Annotated in this window: 25 protein-coding genes; 7 read left to right on the forward strand and 18 right to left on the reverse strand. The window is 62.6% G+C overall.

Going from position 1 to position 21,550, the window contains the following annotated elements:
• Window positions 1-100: 100 nt before the first annotated feature.
• The 7 genes from AC6I97_RS21635 to AC6I97_RS21665 form a co-directional block, all read right to left on the reverse strand.
• Entirely contained in the window at window positions 101-727 is a 627-nt protein-coding gene (locus AC6I97_RS21635; RefSeq protein ID WP_497946738.1) for a hypothetical protein, read from the reverse strand.
• A 116-nt stretch (window positions 728-843) separates the two neighbouring features.
• A complete protein-coding gene (locus tag AC6I97_RS21640) occupies window positions 844-1,254 on the reverse strand; it encodes an MmcQ/YjbR family DNA-binding protein (RefSeq protein WP_497946739.1) in 411 nt (136 codons plus the stop codon).
• A 20-nt stretch (window positions 1,255-1,274) separates the two neighbouring features.
• Window positions 1,275-2,168 carry a polysaccharide deacetylase family protein gene (locus AC6I97_RS21645; protein WP_497946740.1) on the reverse strand — a complete coding sequence of 298 codons (894 nt, stop codon included), beginning with the start codon at window positions 2,166-2,168 and terminating at the stop codon, window positions 1,275-1,277.
• 96 nt (window positions 2,169-2,264) lie between these two features.
• Window positions 2,265-2,690: a CoA-binding protein gene (locus AC6I97_RS21650; RefSeq protein ID WP_224166302.1), complete on the reverse strand. Its 426-nt coding sequence runs from the start codon at window positions 2,688-2,690 to the stop codon at window positions 2,265-2,267.
• A 9-nt stretch (window positions 2,691-2,699) separates the two neighbouring features.
• Window positions 2,700-3,548, reverse strand: a complete 849-nt coding sequence (locus AC6I97_RS21655; protein ID WP_497946741.1) for a hypothetical protein — start codon at window positions 3,546-3,548, stop codon at window positions 2,700-2,702.
• Entirely contained in the window at window positions 3,545-4,099 is a 555-nt protein-coding gene (locus AC6I97_RS21660) for an RNA polymerase sigma factor (RefSeq protein WP_224167447.1), read from the reverse strand. Before AC6I97_RS21660 ends, AC6I97_RS21655 begins: the two co-directional genes overlap by 4 nt.
• 639 nt (window positions 4,100-4,738) lie before the next feature.
• Window positions 4,739-5,179 carry an iron chaperone gene (locus tag AC6I97_RS21665; RefSeq protein ID WP_224094103.1) on the reverse strand — a complete coding sequence of 147 codons (441 nt, stop codon included), beginning with the start codon at window positions 5,177-5,179 and terminating at the stop codon, window positions 4,739-4,741.
• Between the two features lie 250 nt (window positions 5,180-5,429).
• Here AC6I97_RS21665 and AC6I97_RS21670 point away from each other — a divergent pair, with 250 nt between their 5' ends.
• A complete protein-coding gene (locus AC6I97_RS21670; RefSeq protein WP_224094101.1) occupies window positions 5,430-6,035 on the forward strand; it encodes a TasA family protein in 606 nt (201 codons plus the stop codon).
• A gap of 112 nt (window positions 6,036-6,147) precedes the next feature.
• Here AC6I97_RS21670 and AC6I97_RS21675 read toward each other — a convergent pair whose 3' ends face one another.
• From AC6I97_RS21675 to AC6I97_RS21695, 5 genes are all read right to left on the reverse strand, one after another.
• The gene (locus AC6I97_RS21675) at window positions 6,148-7,260 is read right to left on the reverse strand and encodes an NAD(P)/FAD-dependent oxidoreductase (protein WP_224166300.1); all 1,113 of its coding nucleotides are present in this window, start codon (window positions 7,258-7,260) and stop codon (window positions 6,148-6,150) included.
• Between the two features lie 48 nt (window positions 7,261-7,308).
• A complete protein-coding gene (locus tag AC6I97_RS21680; RefSeq protein WP_497946742.1) occupies window positions 7,309-8,370 on the reverse strand; it encodes a Gfo/Idh/MocA family protein in 1,062 nt (353 codons plus the stop codon).
• Window positions 8,370-9,167: an amino acid ABC transporter ATP-binding protein gene (locus AC6I97_RS21685; RefSeq protein WP_497946743.1), complete on the reverse strand. Its 798-nt coding sequence runs from the start codon at window positions 9,165-9,167 to the stop codon at window positions 8,370-8,372. Before AC6I97_RS21685 ends, AC6I97_RS21680 begins: the two co-directional genes overlap by 1 nt.
• The gene (locus tag AC6I97_RS21690) at window positions 9,164-9,952 is read right to left on the reverse strand and encodes an amino acid ABC transporter permease (RefSeq protein WP_224166298.1); all 789 of its coding nucleotides are present in this window, start codon (window positions 9,950-9,952) and stop codon (window positions 9,164-9,166) included. Before AC6I97_RS21690 ends, AC6I97_RS21685 begins: the two co-directional genes overlap by 4 nt.
• A 91-nt stretch (window positions 9,953-10,043) precedes the next feature.
• On the reverse strand, window positions 10,044-10,910 hold the full coding sequence (locus tag AC6I97_RS21695; RefSeq protein WP_224166297.1) for an ABC transporter substrate-binding protein: 867 nt from the start codon (window positions 10,908-10,910) through the stop codon (window positions 10,044-10,046).
• Window positions 10,911-11,091: 181 nt separating this feature from the next.
• Between AC6I97_RS21695 and AC6I97_RS21700 the strand changes: the two genes are divergently transcribed.
• The 3 genes from AC6I97_RS21700 (at window position 11,092) to AC6I97_RS21710 (ending at window position 13,149) form a co-directional block, all read left to right on the forward strand.
• Entirely contained in the window at window positions 11,092-12,189 is a 1,098-nt protein-coding gene (locus AC6I97_RS21700) for a LacI family DNA-binding transcriptional regulator (protein ID WP_497946744.1), read from the forward strand.
• Window positions 12,190-12,257: 68 nt separating this feature from the next.
• The gene (locus tag AC6I97_RS21705) at window positions 12,258-12,686 is read left to right on the forward strand and encodes a hypothetical protein (RefSeq protein WP_497946745.1); all 429 of its coding nucleotides are present in this window, start codon (window positions 12,258-12,260) and stop codon (window positions 12,684-12,686) included.
• Window positions 12,687-12,717: 31 nt separating this feature from the next.
• A complete protein-coding gene (locus tag AC6I97_RS21710) occupies window positions 12,718-13,149 on the forward strand; it encodes an SRPBCC family protein (RefSeq protein ID WP_497946746.1) in 432 nt (143 codons plus the stop codon).
• A 7-nt stretch (window positions 13,150-13,156) separates the two neighbouring features.
• Here AC6I97_RS21710 and AC6I97_RS21715 read toward each other — a convergent pair whose 3' ends face one another.
• The 6 genes from AC6I97_RS21715 to AC6I97_RS21740 all read right to left on the reverse strand — a co-directional run bounded on the left by AC6I97_RS21715 (window position 13,157) and on the right by AC6I97_RS21740 (window position 18,400).
• Complete coding sequence (locus AC6I97_RS21715) at window positions 13,157-13,534, reverse strand: cupin domain-containing protein (protein ID WP_497946747.1); 378 nt, start codon at window positions 13,532-13,534, stop codon at window positions 13,157-13,159.
• A 31-nt stretch (window positions 13,535-13,565) separates the two neighbouring features.
• Window positions 13,566-14,114 (reverse strand): hypothetical protein, encoded by a 549-nt coding sequence (locus AC6I97_RS21720; RefSeq protein ID WP_497946748.1) that lies wholly within the window; start codon window positions 14,112-14,114, stop codon window positions 13,566-13,568.
• 76 nt (window positions 14,115-14,190) lie between these two features.
• Window positions 14,191-15,852, reverse strand: coding sequence for a helix-turn-helix transcriptional regulator (locus tag AC6I97_RS21725; protein WP_497946749.1), 1,662 nt, complete (start codon window positions 15,850-15,852; stop codon window positions 14,191-14,193).
• A gap of 67 nt (window positions 15,853-15,919) precedes the next feature.
• Window positions 15,920-17,044 carry an App1 family protein phosphatidate phosphatase gene (locus AC6I97_RS21730; RefSeq protein WP_497946750.1) on the reverse strand — a complete coding sequence of 375 codons (1,125 nt, stop codon included), beginning with the start codon at window positions 17,042-17,044 and terminating at the stop codon, window positions 15,920-15,922.
• A 30-nt stretch (window positions 17,045-17,074) separates the two neighbouring features.
• Complete coding sequence (locus AC6I97_RS21735; protein WP_497946751.1) at window positions 17,075-17,368, reverse strand: putative quinol monooxygenase; 294 nt, start codon at window positions 17,366-17,368, stop codon at window positions 17,075-17,077.
• A gap of 33 nt (window positions 17,369-17,401) precedes the next feature.
• Entirely contained in the window at window positions 17,402-18,400 is a 999-nt protein-coding gene (locus tag AC6I97_RS21740; protein ID WP_497946752.1) for a LacI family DNA-binding transcriptional regulator, read from the reverse strand.
• A 177-nt stretch (window positions 18,401-18,577) separates the two neighbouring features.
• On the opposite strand from AC6I97_RS21740, the gene AC6I97_RS21745 reads away from it, so the two are divergent.
• From AC6I97_RS21745 to AC6I97_RS21755, 3 genes are read left to right on the forward strand one after another with little or no spacing between them, the layout of a single operon-like run.
• On the forward strand, window positions 18,578-19,690 hold the full coding sequence (locus tag AC6I97_RS21745) for a substrate-binding domain-containing protein (protein WP_224094087.1): 1,113 nt from the start codon (window positions 18,578-18,580) through the stop codon (window positions 19,688-19,690).
• Window positions 19,691-19,708: 18 nt separating this feature from the next.
• Window positions 19,709-20,755 (forward strand): ABC transporter permease, encoded by a 1,047-nt coding sequence (locus AC6I97_RS21750; RefSeq protein ID WP_416418043.1) that lies wholly within the window; start codon window positions 19,709-19,711, stop codon window positions 20,753-20,755.
• Window positions 20,752-21,546 carry an ATP-binding cassette domain-containing protein gene (locus AC6I97_RS21755; RefSeq protein WP_224166288.1) on the forward strand — a complete coding sequence of 265 codons (795 nt, stop codon included), beginning with the start codon at window positions 20,752-20,754 and terminating at the stop codon, window positions 21,544-21,546. The genes AC6I97_RS21750 and AC6I97_RS21755 overlap by 4 nt, the downstream gene beginning before the upstream one ends.
• The last annotated feature ends 4 nt before the right edge of the window (window positions 21,547-21,550 follow it).

Here is a 21,550-nt window from a genome sequence, read left to right on the forward strand (position 1 = left end):
CTCTGCAGCGCCAACCTTCGTGTGACATACTTCACCACGAATGATCGAAAATCAATATTTCTCGGTAGTTTCGATCAACATTTGTCAAAGCGTGATCTTTCTACGGACCCTCCGCAAGGGCTTTTCCACACTCGGTAATCGCTTCCCGCGCGAGCAGCTTTTGCCGCTCAATTCCCAGTCTTTCCGCCCATTGTTCGGCCAATTGGAACTCCACCAGGGCCTCGGTGAAGCGCCCGTTACCGTGCAGAAACCAACCAAGACTTGTGTGCAAAGCAATCATCCATCGCTTGGTTCGCTCATGGTGGGCCGTGGACGCGTATTCCAGGGCGCTCCGCATCCAGGCTTCCGCGTGGGCGGTGTCCGCAATGGAGAGCATGTGCAGTGCGTCCACAGCCAGGAATTCCTCACCGAGGTGGTCAGCCAACTCCGCCGCCTGCTCCAGCAGCGGCACCGCCATCGCTGGGTGCCCGCCGGCGTTCAAAACCCGGCCGCGCTCCAGGAGCACCCGCACGCCCACGGTGGGTTCGTCGCCGTCGATTCCGTCAAGGAGTGCATCAGCTTCCTCCCACCGGCCCTGCAGACCGATGGCCCGCCCAAGCTGGGTTGCAAGCTCGGCCCGCTCATCGGCGTCGTAGATTTCCTCCAGCATGGCTGCACGAAACCTGGCTTCGGACGCTGCCGGGTCGCCAAAGTTCCATAAGTGATCCAAAGTTCCCTGATCCAGCATCAACCCGCTCCTGACCAGCCCCAGCTGCGCCCGTTGGCTTGCACTATCAATCTAGCCCCATGTCAGCGGCGTGGGGAGAGGGTGCGGGGCCGTGTCAGAGCCGGCGCAGTCCGGCCTCAGAGACCAGTGCCGTTGGCGAGCCGCGCCCAGCCGAGCTGTTCCTGCTGCTTGCGGCTTAGCGTAGCCACCACCAGGTCATAGGAGTCCTCCACCATGTCCCGGATCATGTCATCGGGAAGGGCTCCATCCAGCCGGACGCCGTTCCAATGGGTCTTGTTCATATGCCAGGCACCCGTGATCTCGGGATGCGCTGCGCGGAGTTGCTCTGCCAACGCGGGCTCGCACTTCAGGCTCACGGACCAATTTTCAGGATCCATGGCGGAAAGCGCGAACATCTTGGCCTCGTGCCGCGCTCCACCCGCGACGGCGGCCCGCACCTTGAACACGGACGTTTCAGGTCCGAAGGGGAAGTCTTCAAAGGCACCGGGAAAACCCAGGCAGATCCGGCGGAGCTGGGAAACATCCATGGAGGTGAGCATACCCGGCCCTATGCCACGCCCAGGAAGTCCTCCAGCAGCACCACTTCCAAGCCCGCAGCCAACTGCGCAGCACGGAACGCAGCGAGGTCCGCGGCGAACTCGGCACGGAAATGCATCAGCACGATGTCGCCGGGACGCAGGGAGTTACCAACCTGGTAGTCCATTTTTCCGGCGTTCGCCTTGGCCTCCCACGTGACGATCGCCTTCATTCCAGCGGCCGCAACCGCCTGGCGCATGACGTTGGAGTAGGCTCCGCCCGGGGGCCGGAACAGCGTGGGACGCCGGCCATAATGCTGAAGCGCGTAGTCCTGCATGCCCACGATGTCGTTCAGCTGCTGCTGGTACCCCCACTGCCGCACCATGTTGATGTTGTGCGTGACGGTGTGGTTCTCCACCAGGCTGCCTTGCGCCTTGAACGCGTTGAAGAATGCGGGGTTGTCCGCGATGGTGTCCCTGGTCAGGAACAGCGAAGCCGGATAGTCGTAGTCAGCCATGAGCTTGACCGATTCCGGGGTCTTGATATTGCCGTCGTCGATCGTCAGGAACACTACCGGGTGTTTGGTCTCGATCTTGGTGATCACGGGCGCAAGGCCGCCAACAATCGGCGGAAGCTGGTAATCGGGAATGAACGTCCGCCGGATCCGTTTTGTGGCGGCGGGCGTTGGGGTTGGAGCTGCACTGGACGACGGCGGCACCTCACCCCCGACCGACAACCCGCCGTTCGGGCCCGCCACCTCGGGCGACGCCGACGCGGAACCGTGCGGCAGCTCCGGCGTCGTGCTTTGAGGGACTGTGCTTTGCGCGGTTGTGGTTTCGGGTGCAGCGCAGGCACTCAAACCGGCAACGAGCGAAGCACCGAATACCCCCAGAACGGCCCGCCGGGCTGGTTGGGAAACTGGCATGGAAATGGGCACCGCTGAATGGTCGCCACACATGGCCGTCCCCCAAGGCTAAAAGAATGAGTCAGCTGCAGATTAGCAAAGGATTCGACCCGGCGATTACAGGCCGTAATGCCAGCCTTCGCGTGCCGGGCAGGAATTGACCACGACGTCCAGGCCCGCATCCCGGGCGCGCTGCACGGCGTCGTCGTCAAAAACGCCCAGCTGCAGCCACACAGCCTTGGCACCGATGGCAATTGCCTGATCAATAACAGCGCCCACCCGCTGGGAGTTGACGAAGCAGTCAACGACGTCAATGGGGTGTTTCTCCGCAGGAATATCCATAAGGGACTTGTATCCCTTTTCACCATGGACGTCCTCGCCCTTGAGGTTCACGGGGATGATCTCCATGCCCATGCGGTCCCGAACGTACAGGGAGACGTCGTATGCGGAGCGCCACTCATTGTTGCTAAGCCCTACTATTGCCCAGCATCCTTTTGTTCGCATCAATCGTTCCACTACGGCCGGATCGTTGACATGCATCATGAGGCAAGCTTAGTGTCCCGCGCCCCTCAACCACTGCTTCAGCTTCTCCATGAAGGCCTGGAACTCTTCGTGAGACGGCTTCCCGCCCAGCGATGGGAGTGCCTGGCTTGGTTTATTACCGTGGGCCGGGGCGGGCTTGGCAGTTGCAGTCGGCGCGGCGGTTGGTTCAACAACGTCGGGGAGCCCGGCCTGCCCAAGGTTTCCCTCGTCAAGGCTTATCTCCCGAGGCTCTGCTTCCGCAGGCTTCGCTTGGCCCGTACGGGGCAACTCGCCGCCCGCGCCCGAAGCCGGGACGTTCGCGACGTCGGCCGGCCGCGCCCCAGGTTCTGCCTGCGCTCCAGGCGCTGGCCGCACTCCGGTCGCTGGCTGCAAAGAGGCCTGGTCTGACGGTCCGGCAGAATCGGGAGCCTGCGGCACCGCAGGTGATTCGGTGGCTGGCGGGAGGGCTGCGGGATCCACTGAGGGCGCTGGTTCGGTGCTGACCTTTGGAGCGTCAGGCGCGGGCGCTGCGGCCGAAGGTTTCGGAGCGAAATTGCCCAGCAGCTCATCAACGAAGGTGGGTGTACGGGTGAAACCGGAACTGGCCGCAGCCACACCACTCACGCCGAGCCCCATAGCCGCAACCACGGCAACGCCCACCACAGCCGTGCGGTGCTTGTTTCGCAAACGGCGCTTGCTGACTTCATCATGGGGTCCGGCTAGCATCGCGGCCAGCGCCGCGTTCGGGGCAGGTGCCGGGAGGGTCGCGAAGGAACGCATGGAGAGCAGGGCCTGGCGCAGGTCGGGCGCGTCAGTGAGCCCGGCGTCGAGCAGGAGCTCGTCGACGATACCTTCGCGTTCCATATCCCTGTATGTCATGAGGACACGTATTCCTTTACTGCCGAATGCTCACGGAGCGTCATCAAAGCCCTGCGCTGCAGTTGCTTCACCGCGCCGGCGGATTTCCCCATGGTGACGGCCACCTGCTCCACGGTCAGGCCTGCCACGATCCGCAGGGCCAGCACGTCGCGTTGGTCGTCCCCGAGGTAATCCAGGAGCTTCATGACCTCGTGAGGGGCCAGGAGGCCCATGGCCTCTGATTCTGCAGAACCCGATTCGCGGGTATCGCGCTCCGGCTCGAACTGGTGGTGTTCCGGGGCCCTGCTTTGCTTCCGATGCTCATCTACCATGCGGGCGTGGGCCACGGAAAAAACAAAGGTCCGTAATCCGCCTGCTCCTCCCCGGATCTCATCCAATCGGGGCAGGACAGCAAGGAACACGTCCTGTGTGATGGCCTCGGGATCCGACACGCCTTTAGCGGTCAGGTAGCCGAGAACCGGTCCGGCGTACGCCTGGTAGACGGCGCTGAACAATTCCGCGTTATTGCCCTTGAGCGCGTGAAGCGCTTCGTCGGTCAATGCGTCGGTCACAGTAAAGGGACTTTCGATCGGCGGCAGGTCCGGGTTTGGAGCAGGGTCGTCCGCCTTGGCTCGACGGCAACCCACCAAGGGTATCTGCTCAACCGGGCCACCCCAAGGATGGCCCATCATGTCCCTCAAAATCTCATCAGGAAAGAGAAGAACCGGGCTGGAACATGATGGGGGACAAATTCCAGCCCGGCCCTTTCAAAGACGTAATCGTCGGGGTACGCCAAAGGGTTACGCGAGGTACGAACTTTTTTGAAAACTTTTTTGCGGCCCGTCAACGCCACCAGTGAGCTCTGGACTCTGCACACATAATCACTAGTCTGGGAAGGACCAATTCCGAGTTCCAAAGGAGAGATGATGACGCTTCCTCCGACTCACGAACCTGAGCCGTTCCCGCCGGAACCGGGGCCGGTCCAGCCACCACCGGATCCCACTACCCCGTTCCCGCCCAGCCCTATTCCGGATCCAAATCCGACGCCCGGGCCGCTTCCGGTTCCGGATCCTGGTCCCGTTCCGCCACATCCGGATCCAACACACCAACCGGATCAGCCGCCAAGTTAGGCCCCTTCAGGACCTGAACACGTACGACGGCGGCCGTCACCTTCCAGGGTGACCGCCGCCGTCGTCGCCGGTTCCGCTCCGCTAGCCGACCGCCCTCTTGATGAGCTCGACGATCGTTGTTTCAAGCTCCGGGGTGAGTTCAGTCAGGGCATACGATGTTGGCCACATGTTGCCGTCATCGAGCATCGCACTCTCTTCGAAGCCGAGAGTGGCATACCTGCTCTTGAACTTGTCGGCGCTCTTGAAGAAAACGATGTTCTTCCCGTCTTTGGCATACGCCGGCATTCCGTACCAGGTCTTAGGGGAAAGCTCCGGCGCGTGCTCCCTGATGAGCGCATGGAGTCGCTGCGCAATGGCCTTGTCCGCTGGTGGCATCTCGGCTATTTTGGCCAGGACGTCGCTCTCGCCGTCGGCTTTGGAAGCCTTCCTGGTCTTTTTGAGTTCTTGCGCGCGCTCCTTCATGGCGGCGCGTTCATCCTCGGAGAATCCGTCGTAGGACTTGGTAGTTCCGGTCTCCGTCATGGCAGGCCCCTCTCGCTGCTGGAAATCTTTCGGATATTTCAACGATAGGTCCGTCGCCGTTCGCCGGGCTTCTTCGAAACTGCTCGACTTCAGGACTGCACTTCATTGATCTTTTCCTGAGCAAGTGTTGATGGATTGCAGGAGTGGTTCTTGATCCGGGCCCGGCACAGTGGTTCTTGTCAGCCAATCAGGGCCGGCACACGAAACGGCCGGCCGGCAGCGGTGGCCTCCCGAAAGGACACTGATTCCCATGGCCATCAGCCTCAAGACCACCTCCGGCAAGGTCCTCGCTTCCGTCGCACTGCTCGGCACCGCAGCCGCCGTCGCCGGCATGGGAACCTACGGCGCGTTCACGTCCTCCACCTCGGCCAGCCAGCAAGTCACCGCCGGCACCGTCACCATCGCCCTGGGCACCGGAGCGAACAACACCCTCAACGTCCCCGTCGCGGGCCTGCTGCCCGGAGACAAAGTCGAAAAGCTCGTCACCCTGGCCAACACCGGCAACTCGGACCTGAACAACGTCACCCTCACCACCTCCGCCGGCGCCACCGCCTCACTGCTCACCACCGACGTCACCAACGGCCTGCAGCTGACCATCGAGAACTGCTCCGTCGCCTGGACCGGCGCCGCAGCCCCCTACACCTGCACCGGCACCAAAACCACCGTCATGGCCGCCGCCCCGGTGATCACCGCGAACAAGGTCCTGAACAACCTGACCGCCCTGGCCCCGGCCAAAACCGACTACCTCAAAGTCACCACCGCGTTCCCCACCACCGCGAACGACACCTTCCAAGGCGCCACCAGCACCATCGCCTTCGCCTTCACCGGCACCCAACGCACCGAAACCACCAAGTAACACCACCCCAGCAGCACCACCCCCACAAACTCCAACGGCCCCGACACGCTTATGCAGATGGCGTATCGGGGCCGTTGGCCATTGTTAATGCGGCCTATTGAAGGGGTAACCGCTAGGAGAAACGGCCCGGCCGGAATGTTGCCAGCATGGGGTGCTTCCTGCCTGTCAGGATCTCTCCGGACAGCAGTTCACCTGCAATGAGTCCCAATGTGGCACCCGAGTGCGTGAACGCTACAAAGCAGCCGGGCACTTGGCCCAGTTCACCGAAGACGGGCTCACCGTCGCCGGGGATGGGCTTGTAGCCGATCTTCCAGGACGCAGGCTTAAGTTCCGGGTTGCCTGCAATCAGCTTGGAAGCTTCGTCGGCCAGTTCCTGGACAACCTCGTCCGGGATGCTGAAGGAGCCGTCGGCGTGTTCGGTGATCCGGTCTTCGTACCAGTCGTGGTCCAGGGCGAAAGTGTTACCCGGGTTGGGACGGACGGCGGCACGTGGCGTATTCATCACTGCCTTCACCTGATGCTCCACGGGCTTGGTGACCACCAGCATGGACACCGGGGAACCATTGGGGATTTCCACACCAAGCGGCTTCACGACGGCGGGTGTTGCTGCGCCGCATGCCACGAGGACGGCATCGGCTGGATAGGTCTCGCCGGAAGCAGTCTCGACGCCGTTGGCCCGGCCGCCGTCGAGCGTCACTTGGACTTTGCCCGCGTTGAGGACGAGCTGGCCGCCGAGGCTGTGGAACTCCTCCATCAGGAAGTTGACCAGGTCCGGCAGGCTGACCCAGCCCTCTCCCGGGTTGAAAATGGCGTTCTCGGGAACAGCGCTGGCGTCGATGCCGGGCGTCACCGATGCGATCTCTTCAGGGGCGAGAAGTTTGGAGTCGTAGCCAATCGACTGTTCGTAAGCATGGCGCTCTTCGGTCACGTCACGCTGGCCGGCAGCGTTCCACATGAGGCCTCCGCCGAACTGCAGCCACTCGCGGGTGGGGTCGGCCGCGAACAGTGTCCGGTACCGGTCTACGCCGGCAAGCCGCAGCTGGTGGTAAGGGGTGGACCTTTCGCCGGCTGAATTAAGCCAGGACAGTGAACGGCCGGTGGCCTCGCTGGCCAGGCCCTGCTCGGTCAGGAGCGTCACGGAAGCTCCCCCGCGGAGCAGGTGAACGGCGGTGGAAACGCCCAGGATGCCGCCCCCGATGACGGCGACGTGCTTGGTGGAGGACATAGTTCTCCCTTTCTTTCGTGCTTGTGGATGCTTGGGACGCTCTTGCACTTAGGCGAAGGCGTGGATGCTTTCGATGATTTTGAGGGTTTCCAGCGCCTCGGCCGGAGCTACGGGAAGCCGCCCTTGGCCACGGAGGCAAGCTGCCAGTTCCGCGTAGAACTGCGGGTAGGCGCCCTTTTCTGCAGGTACGGGTGTGGCTGAACCGTCAACTCCCAGAAGCCCCCAAGACTCCTGGGGTTCAACGCCATAGGAAGCCTCCGACGGCGTAACACCGGCTGCGAGCGCGGGTTCCTGGCTGTCGAGTCCCCACTTGGTGTACCCGGCTTTTGATCCGAGGACGTGGAACCGCGGGCCAACCTGGGCCGCCATGCCGTTCATCCACAGCCGGGATCGAACGCCGGACTCGTGGAGCAGGGTGACGAAGGCTTCCGTGTCTGCCGCGCCGGGGTGGGGGCCATGGTTTGCGGTTTCGCCGTAGCTCTCCTCCACTGGTCCGAACAGCGTGATGGCCTGGTCGATCAAGTGGGCGCCCAGGTCATGGAGGATGCCACCGCCCTCGGCCAGGGTTGATGTATCGCGCCAGTTTCCGAAGCCTTCAGGCCGCCACCATTCAAAACGTGACTCAAAAGTCCGTACTTCACCCAGCGCCCCTTCCTGCAGCAGTTTGCGCAACGTCAGGAAGTCGGCGTCCCACCGGCGGTTCTGGAAGACAGTGAGCTGCACACCGGCGTCGGACGCGCGTGTGGCCAGTTCCTCACCGTGGGCGACGCTGGTGACGAAAGGTTTGTCCACCACAACGTTCAGGCCGCAGGCGATCGCCGTGGCACCAAGCTGGAGGTGGGTGAGCGGCGGCGTTCCCAGCACCACAAGATCGAGCTCGCTGGCAAGCGCGAACATGTGTTCCGGAGTGGGCAGTATCCTCGCTTGCGGGTAGAGGCGGGCGGCCTCGCGGGCGCGCTCCGGGTCCGCCGTCACGATGACGTCCAGTGAATAGTTCGGATCCGCTGCAATCAGCGGGGCATGGAAGACCTTGCCTGAGACGCCAAACCCGACGACGGCGGTCCGGATCGGTGCCGCTGTTCCTTGGGCAATCACAGGATTCCCGCCCATCACAGGACTTCCGAAAGGAAGCGCTGCAGGCGTTCGCTGCGCGGGTTGTCGAAGAGCTCAGCGGGCGTGCCCACTTCCACCACTTCGCCCTCATCCATGAAGACCACTTGATCAGCAACCTTGCGGGCAAAGCCCATCTCGTGTGTCACCACCAGCATGGTCATGCCGCGGCGGCCGAGGCCTGCCATGAGGTTCAGGACACCCTTGACGAGTTCCGGGTCCAGCGCGCTGGTGGCTTCGTCGAAGAGCATGACTTCGGGTTCCATGGCAAGCGCACGGGCAATGGCGACGCGCTGCTGCTGACCGCCGGAGAGGTCGCGGGGCCGGTGGTCGGCGCGTTCGGCGAGGCCCACTTCGGCGAGTCGGCGCTGGGCGCGTTCCCGTGCCTCCTTCTTGGACATTCCCTTGACGCTCCATAGAGCCAACGCCACATTTTCCAGGGCTGTGTGGTCAGGGAAGAGGTTGAAGTGCTGGAACACCATGCCGATGCGGGCGCGAAGGATGTCCGGCTTGACTTTGAGGGCGCTTTCGCCTGCGAGAAGCACGTCCCCGCTCTTGGGTTCGTGCAGGCGGTTGACGCCCCGCAGGAGGGTGGACTTGCCGGAACCGGACGGACCGATGATGCACGTGGTGGTGCCTGGAGCCACATTCAGGCTGACGTTGCGGAGTACTTCGACGTCGCCATAGGCCATGGTCAGGTTCCGCAGTTCCAGGCTGGAGCCGTGGAACTTTTCGATGTCCGGGGTGGTTTTGTTTGTGCTGGCACTGGCTGTGTTGCTGCTGCTTGTGAGGTTCACGTGTTGCTCCCGGTGATGAGCGGCGATGCCGCATCGAGTTCCTTGACTTCCTTCAGCCCGCTGGTTGGGGCTGTGGGACGGCGGCGACCGGTGCGGAACTTGTTATCGAAGTAGTTGACCAGGTGGGTCAGTGGCACGGTGATCACCAAGTAGAAGATGCCTGCCATGACCAGCGGCGAGAGATTGCCTGAGAGTACTGCGGCATCCTGGCCCACACGGAACAGTTCACGTTCGCTGACCAGCAGGCCCAGGAAGTAAACCAATGAGGAGTCTTTGACGATCGCAATGAACTGGTTTACCAGCGCAGGCAGCACCCGGCGGACGCCCTGTGGCACCACTACCAGTGCCATGGACTTGGAGTAGCTCATGCCCAGGGCCCGGCATGCCTCGCCTTGGCCTTTGTCCACGCTCTGGATGCCTGCACGGAAGATTTCTCCGATGTAGGCGCTGGCGATCAGACTCAACGCAATGATTCCCAAGGGATATGGCGAGGGTCCAAACACCGACTGGCTGAAGCGGGCAAAGCCCTGCCCGATCAGGAGGATAGTGAGGATCGCGGGCAGTCCACGGAACAGGTCTGTGTAGACCCGCGCCGGGATACGCAGCCACTTTGACCGCGAGATCCCCATGACCGCCACCACCATGCCCATCACTACGCCGAGGATGGTTGCTGCGATGGAGATGATCAGGGTGTTGAGGAGTCCAACTCCCAGGAGTTGGGGCAGTACTTCGATCATTGAATCGACATCGAAGAACGTGCGGCTGATGGTATTGAGCCAATCCATTGAGTGCTCTCAGACGTTTGTTGGTTTTCGGATTGCCGGGCGGGCTTTGGGGTTTGGCCCGCCCGGCAATGTTGGTGGGTTTCCGGTTGCGTTACTTTGCAGCCGTTGGTGACGGGCTGGAGGTCTGCTCGGCCTTGGGCAGGTATTGCTCGGGCATCGGCGAGCCCGGGAACCACTTCTGGTAGAGCTTCTTCCAGGTGCCGTCTTCCATGGCCGCGGCAAGACCCTTGTTCAGGGCTTCCTTGAAGGCGGGCTTGTTCTTGGCAATGGCAAAGCCTGCCGGGGCGTCGAAGGACGGGATGTCAGCTGCACTGACCAGTCCGAACTGCTCCTGGTACGCCTTGGCTGCCTCGTAGTCCAGGAAGTGGGCGTCCACTGCGCCGCTGTTGACGGCGGAGATTGCGGTGTTGTTGTCGGGGAAGCGGACCAGCTGTGCGGAGGTAAAGTTCTTGACCGCGTAGGCTTCCTGGAGCGTGCCCTGGACGACGCCCAGGCGCTTGCCGGACAGGCCGTTGACGTCCTTGATACCTGACGTCTTGGTGGTGATGACCGTTAGGTAGCCGGCCAGGTAGCCGTCGGAGAAGTCAACGGTTTCCTTGCGCTTGTCCGTGATGCCAATGGCCGCGACGCCGACGTCGAACTGGCCATTGGCTACTGCTGCGAGCAGGCCGGAGAAGTCCTGTCCGGTGAAGACAACCTTGTCCACGCCGGCACGGTGGGCCACGTCCTTGAAGAGCTCCACATCGAAGCCGGTGAAGTTGCCTGAGCTGTCCGTGAACGTGTAGGGCTTCGAGTCGCCCAGGCTCGCGACGCGGATGGTGCCGGGTTCGATCAGGCCGTAGGGGTTCTCAGCCGAGCTCGAGGTCCCGGCGGAGGATCCACCACAGCCGGAGAGGGCGAGGATGGCCGCCAAGGCTGCTGCTGCGAGCGCTGCCGGGCGGAAGTTCAGTTTGATCACAGCGTTGTCCAATCGTGGGGAGGGCCAGCGGTGCTGTCTGGGCCGCTTTTGGGGTCTAACTCGATGTGAGGTCTTGTTGAGTCCGGTCTCAGCCCTTAGGATTGAGACCGGACTCACATCGATTGATTGAAAATGTAGCGGAAGTCACAAGCCGCGTCAACACCACTTCTGAAAGGTGAACATGAGTACTGACGGATCCCGACGGCGGGACGTGACAGTTGCCGACGTCGCCAAAGCCGCCCAAGTCTCCAAGGCCCAAGCCGCGCGCGCACTGGGCAACTATGGCGCCGTCAGCGAGGACGTTCGGGAACGGGTCCTCGCAGCAGCCGAGGCGCTTGGCTATCGCCCAAATGAGCTTGCGCGCAGCATGAACACGGGCAAATCCAACACCATTGGCGTAGTGGTGGGCGATATCGAAAACCCGCACTTCGGCCTGGCCACCAGAGGCATCACCGACACGGCGAAGAAGAGCGGTTACAACGTCATCCTCATCAACACCGACGAAGAACGGGCCGCCGAGGTGGACGCCGTCCAAGTGCTTCTGGACAAGCGGGTTGATGGGCTCATCGTTGCTCCCGCTTCATCAGTGGAAACCTCACATTTGAAGGAAGTCCGCGACTCTGGCCGGCCCTTGGTCCTGCTGGACCGCGCCGCCGAAGGACTCGACGTCGAGACCTTCGCCGTGGACATGGGCGCCATCTCCTACGAGTCCACCAAGTACCTCATCGAAGCAGGCCACCGACGCATCGCGTTCGTCTCAACCGTTCGGACAGACGGGCCCTACGTGGCGGGGATGCCGCTGGATTCCTCGCAGATCTCGGACCGCCTTGAGGGAATCCGCCGCGCCTTCGAGGAGGAAGGCCTCGGCCAGCCGGTAGACCTGGTCCGGCTCAATGCCGGCGATGCGGAGTCCATCATGCGAATCACCCGTGACCTGCTCCAGGGGCCGGATGCTGCCACTGCCATCATTGCCTCCGACGGCCTCATCGCCTTGAGCGTTGTGGAGGCCATCCAGGAATCGGGCCTCTCCATCCCCTCGGATGTGTCCCTCATCATGTACGACGATTTTGCCTGGACCCGTCTCACCACTCCCCCGCTCACAGTCATTGCGCAGCCCGTCTACGACATGGGAATGGCTGCCGCCACTGCGTTGATCCGGCAGATTGAGGGCAGAAAATCTTCCTCGCCCGCTGGACCGCCGTTGGAGGCGCGACTCGTGCGCCGCGGCTCAGTCGGTTCGCCGAAGGACGTCGGGGTGCTGAGCCAGACGGGCGGCTAGCCCCTGCCAAACCTCTTGCACGCCCAAGAGAAACGACCACACTGGAAGCATCAGGTGAGGAAGCTGACATGCCAAAAGTGGAAGTGGATCTGGATACCGTCGTCCCGCCGGGGAAGGTACGGGAGGCATTGCTGGACTTTAGCCCGCGTCGGCCGGAGATCTGGCCAGGTATTTACCCTCCCATGTACGAGGTTTACCAGGTGGGTGAGACCTTCGCGGACATCAGAGAAGGAAGCAAAGCTCCCGGTGGCGTGATCTGGGCCAAGGAACACTACGACTGGGCAAACCCCGACGAAGTGAAGTGGACGGTCCAGGAGAGTAATTTCTGCGCACCTGGAAGCTACGTGAGCGCGCGAATCACACCCAATGAGTCTGGCGGTTCACGCATTCACATCACGTGGAACCGCAGGCCCACCAGTTTGATGGGGCGATTGGCCACCTTCATGATCGTCGTGACCGGGGTGCGCCAGTGGCAAGCTCCCTGCGAATGGGCCTGAAGAAGTTGGAAGCGAAAGGCGCCACCTAGTCATGATCAAATCCGCAGAGAGCGTTGTCATAGCCCGGACACCGGAGGAGGTCTTCCAATATGTGGCGGACCTTCGCAACGAACCGAGCTGGCACGTTGACATTGCCAGCGTGCCTGGCCAAACCGACCCTGTTCCAATCGTTGGCAGGACCTACCCGCTGAAGTTCAAACCCTTCATGGGCAAGACCGACGGAACTTTCACAGCGTTGGACGTCAGGCACGGCTCACGCTTGCAATACAGAGCCAACTTCGCCGGACTGCAGCCACGCATCACTTATACGGTGGAGCCGGCCGTGGAAGGCGCCCGCTTCACTCGAGGCGTGGAGATGCAACCAAGCGGGGTCAAGGTGCTCATGACCCCGGTGATGGCATACATGGTTCCCCGGCGAAACAAGGTCTTTGTCCAGAACCTGAAGCGCGTGCTGGAGTCCTGAAGGCGGCCTAGCCAACTTCCGATTGCAGGTTCTGCTCGACGACAGCCAAGGTGCGGGCGAGTTCCTCAGTAGGACTGAACTCCACCAGAATGGTCCCTGGATCAAGCTCATCAGTGTGCCCGGGCGGCGTGTAGTACGCTTCGCCGGCTTCGACGATCTCGTCGCCATCAGGCAAGTGCATGGTGAGCCGGCCCTTGACCACGTATCCCCAGTGGTGGCTTTGGCACCGGTCATCCGGCAGCCCCTTGTAGAACGGCGTGAAGTCGCCTCCCTCTTCGAACGTTTCAAAGGCGATGGTGTATCCGTCCGCCTCCCGGTATCGGCCCGCGTAGCCGGTCATGCGCTCAACGCGGGCGCTCTGGTCATCAATCGATAGCTTTGCCATTTCCTTGCTCCTTCTTTGTGATAGCGCGGGTTCAGGCCCGCGCCGTGGTTTCTGCCGCAGCGATGAGCCGGCCCAATCCTTCCCTGCTTGCCCGCGCCCACTCACGCACAGCGAGTGACCTGAGAACAGGAAACCCAAACATGGCCAGCAGACCCGGCAGCCCACTGGCCCGCACCAGCCGGCAGGTATAGGTGACGTCGCTCTGTTCCGAAGCCGCTTCAATTTCGTAACGGTGGACCAGGAGCCAAGCAGCCTTTGTCCCATGCTTTTTTGACTCCAGAGCGGACTCCGTGACCCGTTCAAACATCCAGGGCCGAAGCGCCTCCGTGACCACAGACGAATCCCTCATCCGGCAGATTCGGTCCTCAGCCGTGGAAGTAAACTCCGTTCCGGCAGTTGCCTGCCCCGGAGGGGCCTGCATGGACAGAAGCGTGGATGCCTCGGCCCCTCCCCACATCATGTGATGGGGCAGATCAGCGAGGACGTCGAAAACGATGTCCGGCGGGACAGTGGCATGTTGATGGACTGTCACGGCGATTTCACGATCGAGGACGTTGCCTGCTGTTCGTTGCTGCTTCATTCCGCACCTCCCGTTGGCTTTTTGCGGATAGTCAAAGCATGCGGCGACGGCGGCAGGAAAGGATGGGGAGCATCCCCTATTTAAGGCCCTGGTCTTTGGGGGATTGACGCAGGACGAATGCTGCCGCTTCGCCCCGGCTGCGCAATTGCAGCTTGGCGAGGATGCTGCTGACGTGGTGCTCGGCGGTCTTCGCGCTGATGAACAGGCGATCAGCGATCTCGCTGTTGGTCAGGGCCTCGGCAAGTAAGCTGAGCACTTCGCGTTCGCGCCGCGATAACAGCCCCAGCGCCTTCGGCCCCGTGCGGGCGGGGCCGCCAAGGGCGCGAAGAAGCGCTGCTGCCTTGTCTGCCATGCCGCCGGCACCCGCGTCGTCGAACGCCGCGAGTGCCGCTCCCGCCTCGTGAACAGCCACTTCAGGGTCCGTCTCACGCAGGGCTCCGGCCAGCGATAGATGGGCGCTCGCGGCCTCAAGGGGCATGTTGAGCTCAGCAAAAATCGAAATTGCTGCGTCCAGCCGTTCACGTGCCGAGGCAACGTCCCCCAGGGCGGCTGCGACGCGACCAGCGGCGAGGTGCGATGCCGCAAGTGACCGGGGCCATTGCGTCCGGGCTGCGACTTCATCAAGGCGTTCGGCCGTCGCTCGGGCTTGGCCGACGTCACCTTGTGTCAGCTGGACCTCGGTCAGCAACGCCAGTAGCGGCACCGTGAGCAGCCCACCTCCGACGTGGTGGATCCGGCGATGCAGCAGCGCTGCGGCAACTGCAGTGTCGCCCGCCGCAAGCCTGACTGCTGCCGCCGCGCGAAGCGCGTCCGGCCGATCCTCGAAGCCAGCGAGCAATCGGCTTGCCTCCTCCACCCGGCCCTGCAGGAGTCGCAGTTCCGCCAGCTTGGCAGCGGGGTGCACACAACGCGCACGATGACCGCCTTGGTCCAATTCATCCAGCGTCCTGGTGAGCCAGCCCTCGGCGCTCGCGATGTCACCGGCGGCAAGGAATATCTCCGCGCAACACGTACCGCAGAATTCCAGCAATGCCGGATGGCCTGTACTTTGCATGAAGCGCAGGACGGTCTTATTCCACTGGCTGAGTCGAGATGTATCGCAGGCTTCTTCGCTGGCGCGCGTCACAATGCAGCACACGTCGCCGAAGATCATCTGATCGTGAACTTCCCCGGCGGTTGCCACGACCATGGCCTCATCAACCAGCGTCATGCCTTCCAGCACGTTCCCGGAGGCTATCGTCCCGAGGCCCTGGAGGGCGAGGGCCACGGCCTCAAGGTCCGGGTCATTCCACTTGCGCGCCAACTCAAGCGCAGTCCTGGCATCATCACCCGCAGAGGCTGGGTCGGCCCGTAGCAAACCGCGCGTCAGCGCCATCCAGCCCCGTTCGACGCCTTCCGGCAAGCGGAACGCAAGGCCCTCCGCCCGTGCCAGCCAACCCCGGCTGACCGCCTCGCTACCCAAGGCATCCGCGTATTCGCGGGCCAACCACAAAGCCGTACGAAATGCCGGAGAGTCCTGGCCCAGCCGACGAAAACCGGCGTAAGCAGCTGTGCGCTCCGCAATGGAGCGATCAACGTCGCGAAGCCACCACAGCGCGCGCCCCAATCCATCGTGCGCTGCAGGATCATCCTGGAGCGCCAGCACGGACTCGAAAGCCTCTGCGGCTGCATTCCAGTCGGAAGCAGCGAGGAAGTGATCACCCGCAGCCAGGCCTTCAGACACCGAGGCATTGACCATGTGTTCATTCTGCTCTTGGTGGTGGCTGCACCAACAGCCCTGCGGGGTCCCGGCCCGCAGCCGCCGTTCAGTCGCCCTTCTCCGGCTCGTCCGCTGAGCGCACGCTGCTATGGATGATGCCCAGTTCCTCCAGCTGCGCGGACATCCCGGCACCGTCCGGGGCATAGATCCAAGGGATTCCCGGCGTAGGTTGTCCCCCGGACTTCGACCTGCCGCCGGCGAGCACCGCCTCGCCTACTGAGAGCTGCCGGATGGCGATCGCCCTGACGTTCTGCGGGTGGTGATGTGCGAACTCGGAATAGATGGCTTCGTCGTGCTGTCCGTCGTCGCCTACAAGCAGCCACTTGATGTGGGGGAACTCCTCTGCGAGGCGTTCCAGGGACGTGCGCTTGTGCTCCCTGCCGCTGCGGAACCAGCGGTCCGGGGTGGGGCCCCAGTCAGTCAGGAGCTTCGGCCCCGCAGGGTAGAGATTGCGGGACAGGAACCGTGACAACGTGGGCGCCACATTCCAGGCCCCGGTGGACAGGTACAGCACGGGCGCCGTCGGCGCCGTCCTGGCGATCCTCTCGTAGAGGACGGCCATTCCCGGCGTAGGTGTCCTCGCATGCTCATTGAGCACGAAAGTATTCCAGGCTGCCAGGAAGGGCCGGGGAAGGGCTGTCACCATCACTGTGTCGTCAATATCGGAGACCACACCGAAGTCTGCGTCATCCGCCACGATTTCCACCGGAGCCTCAACAATTCCGGAACTCCCCGATTGCAGGGTGATCGTGTGCCAGCCAGGATCCAGGGCTGCCTCAATGCGGACATCGACGACGCCTCCACGATCGGCTTCGACGTCGTGGACGGTGCCGGCAATCGTTACCTGTACGGAGGCGTGTGCAACGGGTGCACTGATGAAGTTCCGCCAGCCGCGCATGCTCTCCTGCAAGGGGTTGGCATGGCCGGCGGCGTCCCTCGGGTCACTACGGACAACCCGTGCCAGCACCCGGACCCAGGAAGTTGTGCCGTATCCGGTGTACGGGATGACGGTTTCCACCCGACCCCGCCGGATGGCGAGGCGCGTCTGGAACCTCAGCCACGCGTCGTCGAGCCTGACCGCGAGATGACGGCCCTTGTCGATTCCGGGCGAAAGGGGCTGGGCGTCGTCGCTCTTGGACAAAATGCGCGGTTTCTCAGGACGGCGAAACATGCGTCCAGTCTGGCATGCCCGGGCGGAAGGCTACGATACGGCGTTAAGCCAAGTAAGGACGGAGCCGTCGCCTTCAATGTGTTCGGCCAGTTCCGCGTTGAATTTTCGGCCGTAGTCTGCGGTGATGTGCTCCTGGAAGGCTTCCTCGTCGCGGTAGACCTCGAACACGAAATATTCCCGCGGATTGGTTTCGCGCGTGTACGGCAGGAACGTGACGTTGCCCGGTTCTTGCCGGACGTGCCCTGCGAGTTCTGCCATCATTTCAGCGACCCTGTTTTCGCTGCCTTCCTTGACGGTGAATTCCGCGTACAAGGTTTTGGTCATGTCCGGTCCTTTGGTCGATTGAATGGTTGTTGGTTAGTTCGGGGGCAATATTTCGCCCGAACCCCTGGGAATGAGTTCCGTCGGGACGACATACGTCTGCGGCGGGCGGTTGTCGCCGTCGATCCTTGCAAGGATCCGCTCGGCAGCGAGCTTTCCGATCCGTTCAGGGTGCTGGGCAATGACGGTGACTCCGGGCTCCATCATGTCGGCCAGGGTGAAGTCGTCAAATCCGACCAAGGCGACCTTGTGGTGCAACCGGAGGGTTTTCAGCGCCCGCATGGCACCGAATGTCACCAGGTTCTGACTGGAGAAAATCGCCGTGGGAGGGTTCTTGGAAGTGAGCAGTTCCTGTGCAGCCCGGAGGGCCGTTTCCTCGTCGTGAAGATTCTCGCGGACCGCAACCGTGGAGGTCGCGATGCCGGACCTGCTGATCTCGTTCAGGAACCCTGTCCGCCGTTTCACGGCGGTCTGGATATCGGTGCGGTCCCCAAGATAGGCCAACTTGGTGTGGCCATGCTTGATGAGATGCGCGGCTGCCGTCGCGGCTCCCACTTCGTTATCGGTGACTACTGCATCCGCCTCGATGCCCACGGGCTCGCGGTCGATGAACACCAACGGCAGGTCACGGGAGTGTTCCGGAATCATGTACGCCTGGCTCTTGGCGATGGTGGTGAGAACAAGTCCATCCACCCGACGCCCCAGGAAGGCCGAAATCAGCTTCCGTTCGCGGTCCGGATCGTCATCCAGGCTTGAGGCGAAGACTGCGATCCCCCGCTCGCCAAGGGCATCTTCCATGGCGCGGTGGATCTCGCCGCTGAAGGGGTTGGACACGCTCGGAAGCAACAATCCGATGGATTGGGTCTTGCGGCCGGATCGCTTTAGGCTGCCGGCGGTGATGTCCAGGTGGTATTGAAGTTGCTCCGTTGCCCGCAGGACCCGCTGGCGGGTTTCCTCCGAAACGCCTGGTTCGTCGTTGACCACCCTTGAGACCGTCTTGATGCCTACCCCGGCAAGGTCAGCGACGTTTTTCATCGTGGGCGGCCTGCGCGCAGGATCGGGTTGGTAACGATTAGACACCGTTGTCAAAGAAACACTCCTCAACTTCAATTAACACTTGACTGCATTGTGTGAGCTTGGTTACATGTTAGCTGACAACGTTGTCATGGGGGAATCACTCGCCATGAGCAGCCACAAAAAACAGGAGTTTCAATGTTGAGTTCCAAAGCTTCGAGGTCGGCAAAGACCCGCCTTCTTGCCGCTGGTGCAGTACTGACGCTGGGCGCGCTAAGCCTGACTGCCTGCGGCGGCGGCTCCTCGCCTTCGTCCAGCGCGGGCAGCAATGAAAAGATCGGCGTTTCGCTGATCGTGAAGACCACGTCCAATCCGTTCTTTGTGTCGATGCAGGATGGCGCCAAGAAGGCTGCCGAAGCTGACGGCGTTGATCTCAAGCTTGCTGCAGGCAAGGCCGATGGTGACGAAGACACCCAGATCCAGGCCATCGAAAACGCGATCTCCAAGGGCGATAAGGGAATTCTCATCACCCCCAACGGCCCGTCCGTCGTGGATGCCCTGAAGAAGGCCAAGGACGCCGGCTTGTTCGTCATTGCCCTGGATACCCCGCCGGACCCCGCCGACGCCGCTGACATCACGTTTGCCACGGACAACTTTGCCGCCGGCGAGCTGATCGGCAAGTGGACTGCCCAGCAGCTGGCGGGCAAGAAAGCTGTGATCGCACTTGTGGACCTCTTCGATGACAAGGTTGTGTCCGTTGACTATAACCGTGACCAGGGCTTCCTGACCGGCATGGGCATCGACACCGCCGACAAGAAGAAGAACGGCGACGAAGCCAAAACGGGCAAGTACACCGGCGGCAAGGGCGGCGAGTACGAAATCGTCGGCAGCCAGGCTTCCCAGGGCGCCGAAGACGGCGGACGTACTGCCATGGAAACCCTGCTGGCCAAGAACCCCAACATCAACGTCGTCTACACGATCAACGAGCCTGCAGCTGCCGGTGCCTTCGAAGCACTGAAATCCGCGGGCAAGGAAAAAGACGCCCTGATCGTCTCCGTTGACGGCGGCTGCTCAGGCGTGAACAACGTCAAGTCCGGCGTCATCGGCGCCACGGCACAGCAGTACCCGGTGAAGATGGCCGAGCTTGGCGTCAAGGCCATTGTCGACCTCGCAAAGACCGGCAAGAAGCCCGCCAACTCCGAGGGCCTGGACTTCTTCAACACCGGAGTGGAGCTCGTCACGGACAAGCCCGTGGACGGCGTGAAGAGCATCACCACCACCGACGCTTCCCAGATCTGCTGGGGCAAGTAAGTTCAGGAGCAAGCTAAAGTGACCCAGCAACAGACCGCCGGCCCCCCGAGCGCCGGGCACGCTGACCTGGCCGAGGAATTCCTTGACCGCCAAACGCCGCTCAGCAGAATCCGCAACATCCTCCACCGCTACCCCGCCCTCAGCCCGGCCATTGTCCTGCTGATCGCGGTGGTGGTCTTCGGACTCCTCAACGACCGCTTCCTGCGGGTGGAGAACCTTTCCCTGATCACCCAGCAGGTCGCCGTCGTCGGAACCCTGGCCATCGCCCAGACCCTCATCATCCTGACCGCCGGAATCGACCTCTCCGTCGGCGCGGTCATGATCCTGTCCTCGATGGTGATCGCGCAGATGGCCGTCGGCAGCGGAGTCCCGGGTCCCCTGGCCCTCATCGCCGGGCTGATCGTGGGACTTGCTGCAGGCGCCCTGAACGGTTTCCTCGTGACACGATTCCGGCTCCCGCCGTTCATCGTCACGCTGGGAACCCTGAACATCTTCATCGCCCTGACCCTGCTCTACTCCGGCGGCAGCACCGTCCGCGGATCCGCGATGCCGGGTGTGCTCACCTGGCTGGGAAGCACCTTCCCGATCGGGCCGGTCCGCATCTCCACCGGCGTCGTCATGATGCTCCTGCTGTACATCGCCGTCGCCTTCATCCTGGGCAAAACCGCCTGGGGACGGCACGTCTACGCCGTCGGAGATGACAAGGAAGCAGCCCGCCTTGCCGGTATTCCCGTCAACCGCGTCCTCATGAGCGTCTACCTTGCCGCGGGCGCAGTCCTTGCCGTCGGCGCATGGATCCAGATCGGCCGTACCAACGCCGCAAGCCCCAACGCCGGCGTCGATCTGAACCTTGACTCCATCACCGCCGTCGTAATTGGCGGAACCAGCCTCTTCGGTGGCCGCGGCTCCATCTGGGGTTCGCTGCTCGGGGCGCTGATCGTGGGCGTCTTCCGCAACGGACTCTCCCTGGCCGGCCTGGATGTCCTCTACCAGACCCTCGCGGTGGGCATCCTGATCATCATTGCCGTGTCCGTCGATCAGTGGATCCGAAAGGTCAAGTCATGACCATGACTGAATTTGCAGCCTCACAGACCGAAACCCGCGAGCCCATCCTTAAAGCCAGGAACCTCGTGAAGACCTTCGGCCGGGTGGTTGGCCTCGACGGTGTCAACCTTGACCTCTACCCCGGCGAAGTCCTGGCCATCATCGGCGATAACGGTGCCGGCAAGTCCACGCTCATCAAATGCCTTACCGGCGCCGAAGTTCCGGACACAGGAGAAATCTTCGTGTCCGGTCAGCAGGTGCACTTCAAACGGCCACAGGACGCCCGGCTCCACGGCATTGAAACGGTCTACCAAAACCTGGCCGTCTCGCCGGCCCTGGATGTCGCCTCGAACCTGTTCCTCGGCCGTGAAGAACGCCTTCCCGGGCCCCTGGGAAGCCTGTTCCGGATCCTCGACACCAAGGGCATGCGCAGGAAGGCCAAGGAAGAACTCACCCGGCTGGGCATTTCCACCCTGCAGGACGTCACCGTGCCGGTAGAGAACCTTTCCGGCGGCCAGCGCCAGGCAGTCGCCGTCGCCCGCGCCGCGGCCTTCGGATCCAAGGTGGTCGTCCTTGACGAACCGACGGCGGCACTGGGCGTCCGTGAATCCAACCAGGTACTGCAGTTGGTCCGCGACCTCCGCGACCGCGGCCTGCCTGTCATCCTGATCAGCCACAACATGCCCCACGTGTTCGATGTCGCCGACCGCATCCACATCCAGCGCCTGGGCAAATGCGCGGCCACCATCACCCCGCAATCCCACACCATGACCGACGCCGTCGCCATCATGACAGGTGCGGCCAAAGCCTGACGGG

It is taken from the genome of Arthrobacter sp. TmtSoilC48, from assembly GCF_059739425.1.

What these genes read in the sequence shown, in the direction of transcription:
- AC6I97_RS21635 (WP_497946738.1), bottom strand. Translation starts at nt 727, where the DNA reads ATGCTGGATCAGGGAACTTTGGATCACTTATGGAACTTTGGCGACCCG.
- AC6I97_RS21640 (WP_497946739.1), bottom strand. Translation starts at nt 1,254, where the DNA reads ATGGATGTTTCCCAGCTCCGCCGGATCTGCCTGGGTTTTCCCGGTGCC.
- AC6I97_RS21645 (WP_497946740.1), bottom strand. Translation starts at nt 2,168, where the DNA reads ATGCCAGTTTCCCAACCAGCCCGGCGGGCCGTTCTGGGGGTATTCGGT.
- AC6I97_RS21650 (WP_224166302.1), bottom strand. Translation starts at nt 2,690, where the DNA reads ATGATGCATGTCAACGATCCGGCCGTAGTGGAACGATTGATGCGAACA.
- AC6I97_RS21655 (WP_497946741.1), bottom strand. Translation starts at nt 3,548, where the DNA reads ATGACATACAGGGATATGGAACGCGAAGGTATCGTCGACGAGCTCCTG.
- AC6I97_RS21665 (WP_224094103.1), bottom strand. Translation starts at nt 5,179, where the DNA reads ATGACGGAGACCGGAACTACCAAGTCCTACGACGGATTCTCCGAGGAT.
- AC6I97_RS21670 (WP_224094101.1), top strand. Translation starts at nt 5,430, where the DNA reads ATGGCCATCAGCCTCAAGACCACCTCCGGCAAGGTCCTCGCTTCCGTC.
- AC6I97_RS21675 (WP_224166300.1), bottom strand. Translation starts at nt 7,260, where the DNA reads ATGTCCTCCACCAAGCACGTCGCCGTCATCGGGGGCGGCATCCTGGGC.
- AC6I97_RS21680 (WP_497946742.1), bottom strand. Translation starts at nt 8,370, where the DNA reads ATGGGCGGGAATCCTGTGATTGCCCAAGGAACAGCGGCACCGATCCGG.
- AC6I97_RS21690 (WP_224166298.1), bottom strand. Translation starts at nt 9,952, where the DNA reads ATGGATTGGCTCAATACCATCAGCCGCACGTTCTTCGATGTCGATTCA.
- AC6I97_RS21700 (WP_497946744.1), top strand. Translation starts at nt 11,092, where the DNA reads ATGAGTACTGACGGATCCCGACGGCGGGACGTGACAGTTGCCGACGTC.
- AC6I97_RS21705 (WP_497946745.1), top strand. Translation starts at nt 12,258, where the DNA reads ATGCCAAAAGTGGAAGTGGATCTGGATACCGTCGTCCCGCCGGGGAAG.
- AC6I97_RS21710 (WP_497946746.1), top strand. Translation starts at nt 12,718, where the DNA reads ATGATCAAATCCGCAGAGAGCGTTGTCATAGCCCGGACACCGGAGGAG.
- AC6I97_RS21715 (WP_497946747.1), bottom strand. Translation starts at nt 13,534, where the DNA reads ATGGCAAAGCTATCGATTGATGACCAGAGCGCCCGCGTTGAGCGCATG.
- AC6I97_RS21720 (WP_497946748.1), bottom strand. Translation starts at nt 14,114, where the DNA reads ATGAAGCAGCAACGAACAGCAGGCAACGTCCTCGATCGTGAAATCGCC.
- AC6I97_RS21725 (WP_497946749.1), bottom strand. Translation starts at nt 15,852, where the DNA reads ATGGTCAATGCCTCGGTGTCTGAAGGCCTGGCTGCGGGTGATCACTTC.
- AC6I97_RS21730 (WP_497946750.1), bottom strand. Translation starts at nt 17,044, where the DNA reads ATGTTTCGCCGTCCTGAGAAACCGCGCATTTTGTCCAAGAGCGACGAC.
- AC6I97_RS21735 (WP_497946751.1), bottom strand. Translation starts at nt 17,368, where the DNA reads ATGACCAAAACCTTGTACGCGGAATTCACCGTCAAGGAAGGCAGCGAA.
- AC6I97_RS21740 (WP_497946752.1), bottom strand. Translation starts at nt 18,400, where the DNA reads ATGAAAAACGTCGCTGACCTTGCCGGGGTAGGCATCAAGACGGTCTCA.
- AC6I97_RS21745 (WP_224094087.1), top strand. Translation starts at nt 18,578, where the DNA reads ATGTTGAGTTCCAAAGCTTCGAGGTCGGCAAAGACCCGCCTTCTTGCC.
- AC6I97_RS21755 (WP_224166288.1), top strand. Translation starts at nt 20,752, where the DNA reads ATGACCATGACTGAATTTGCAGCCTCACAGACCGAAACCCGCGAGCCC.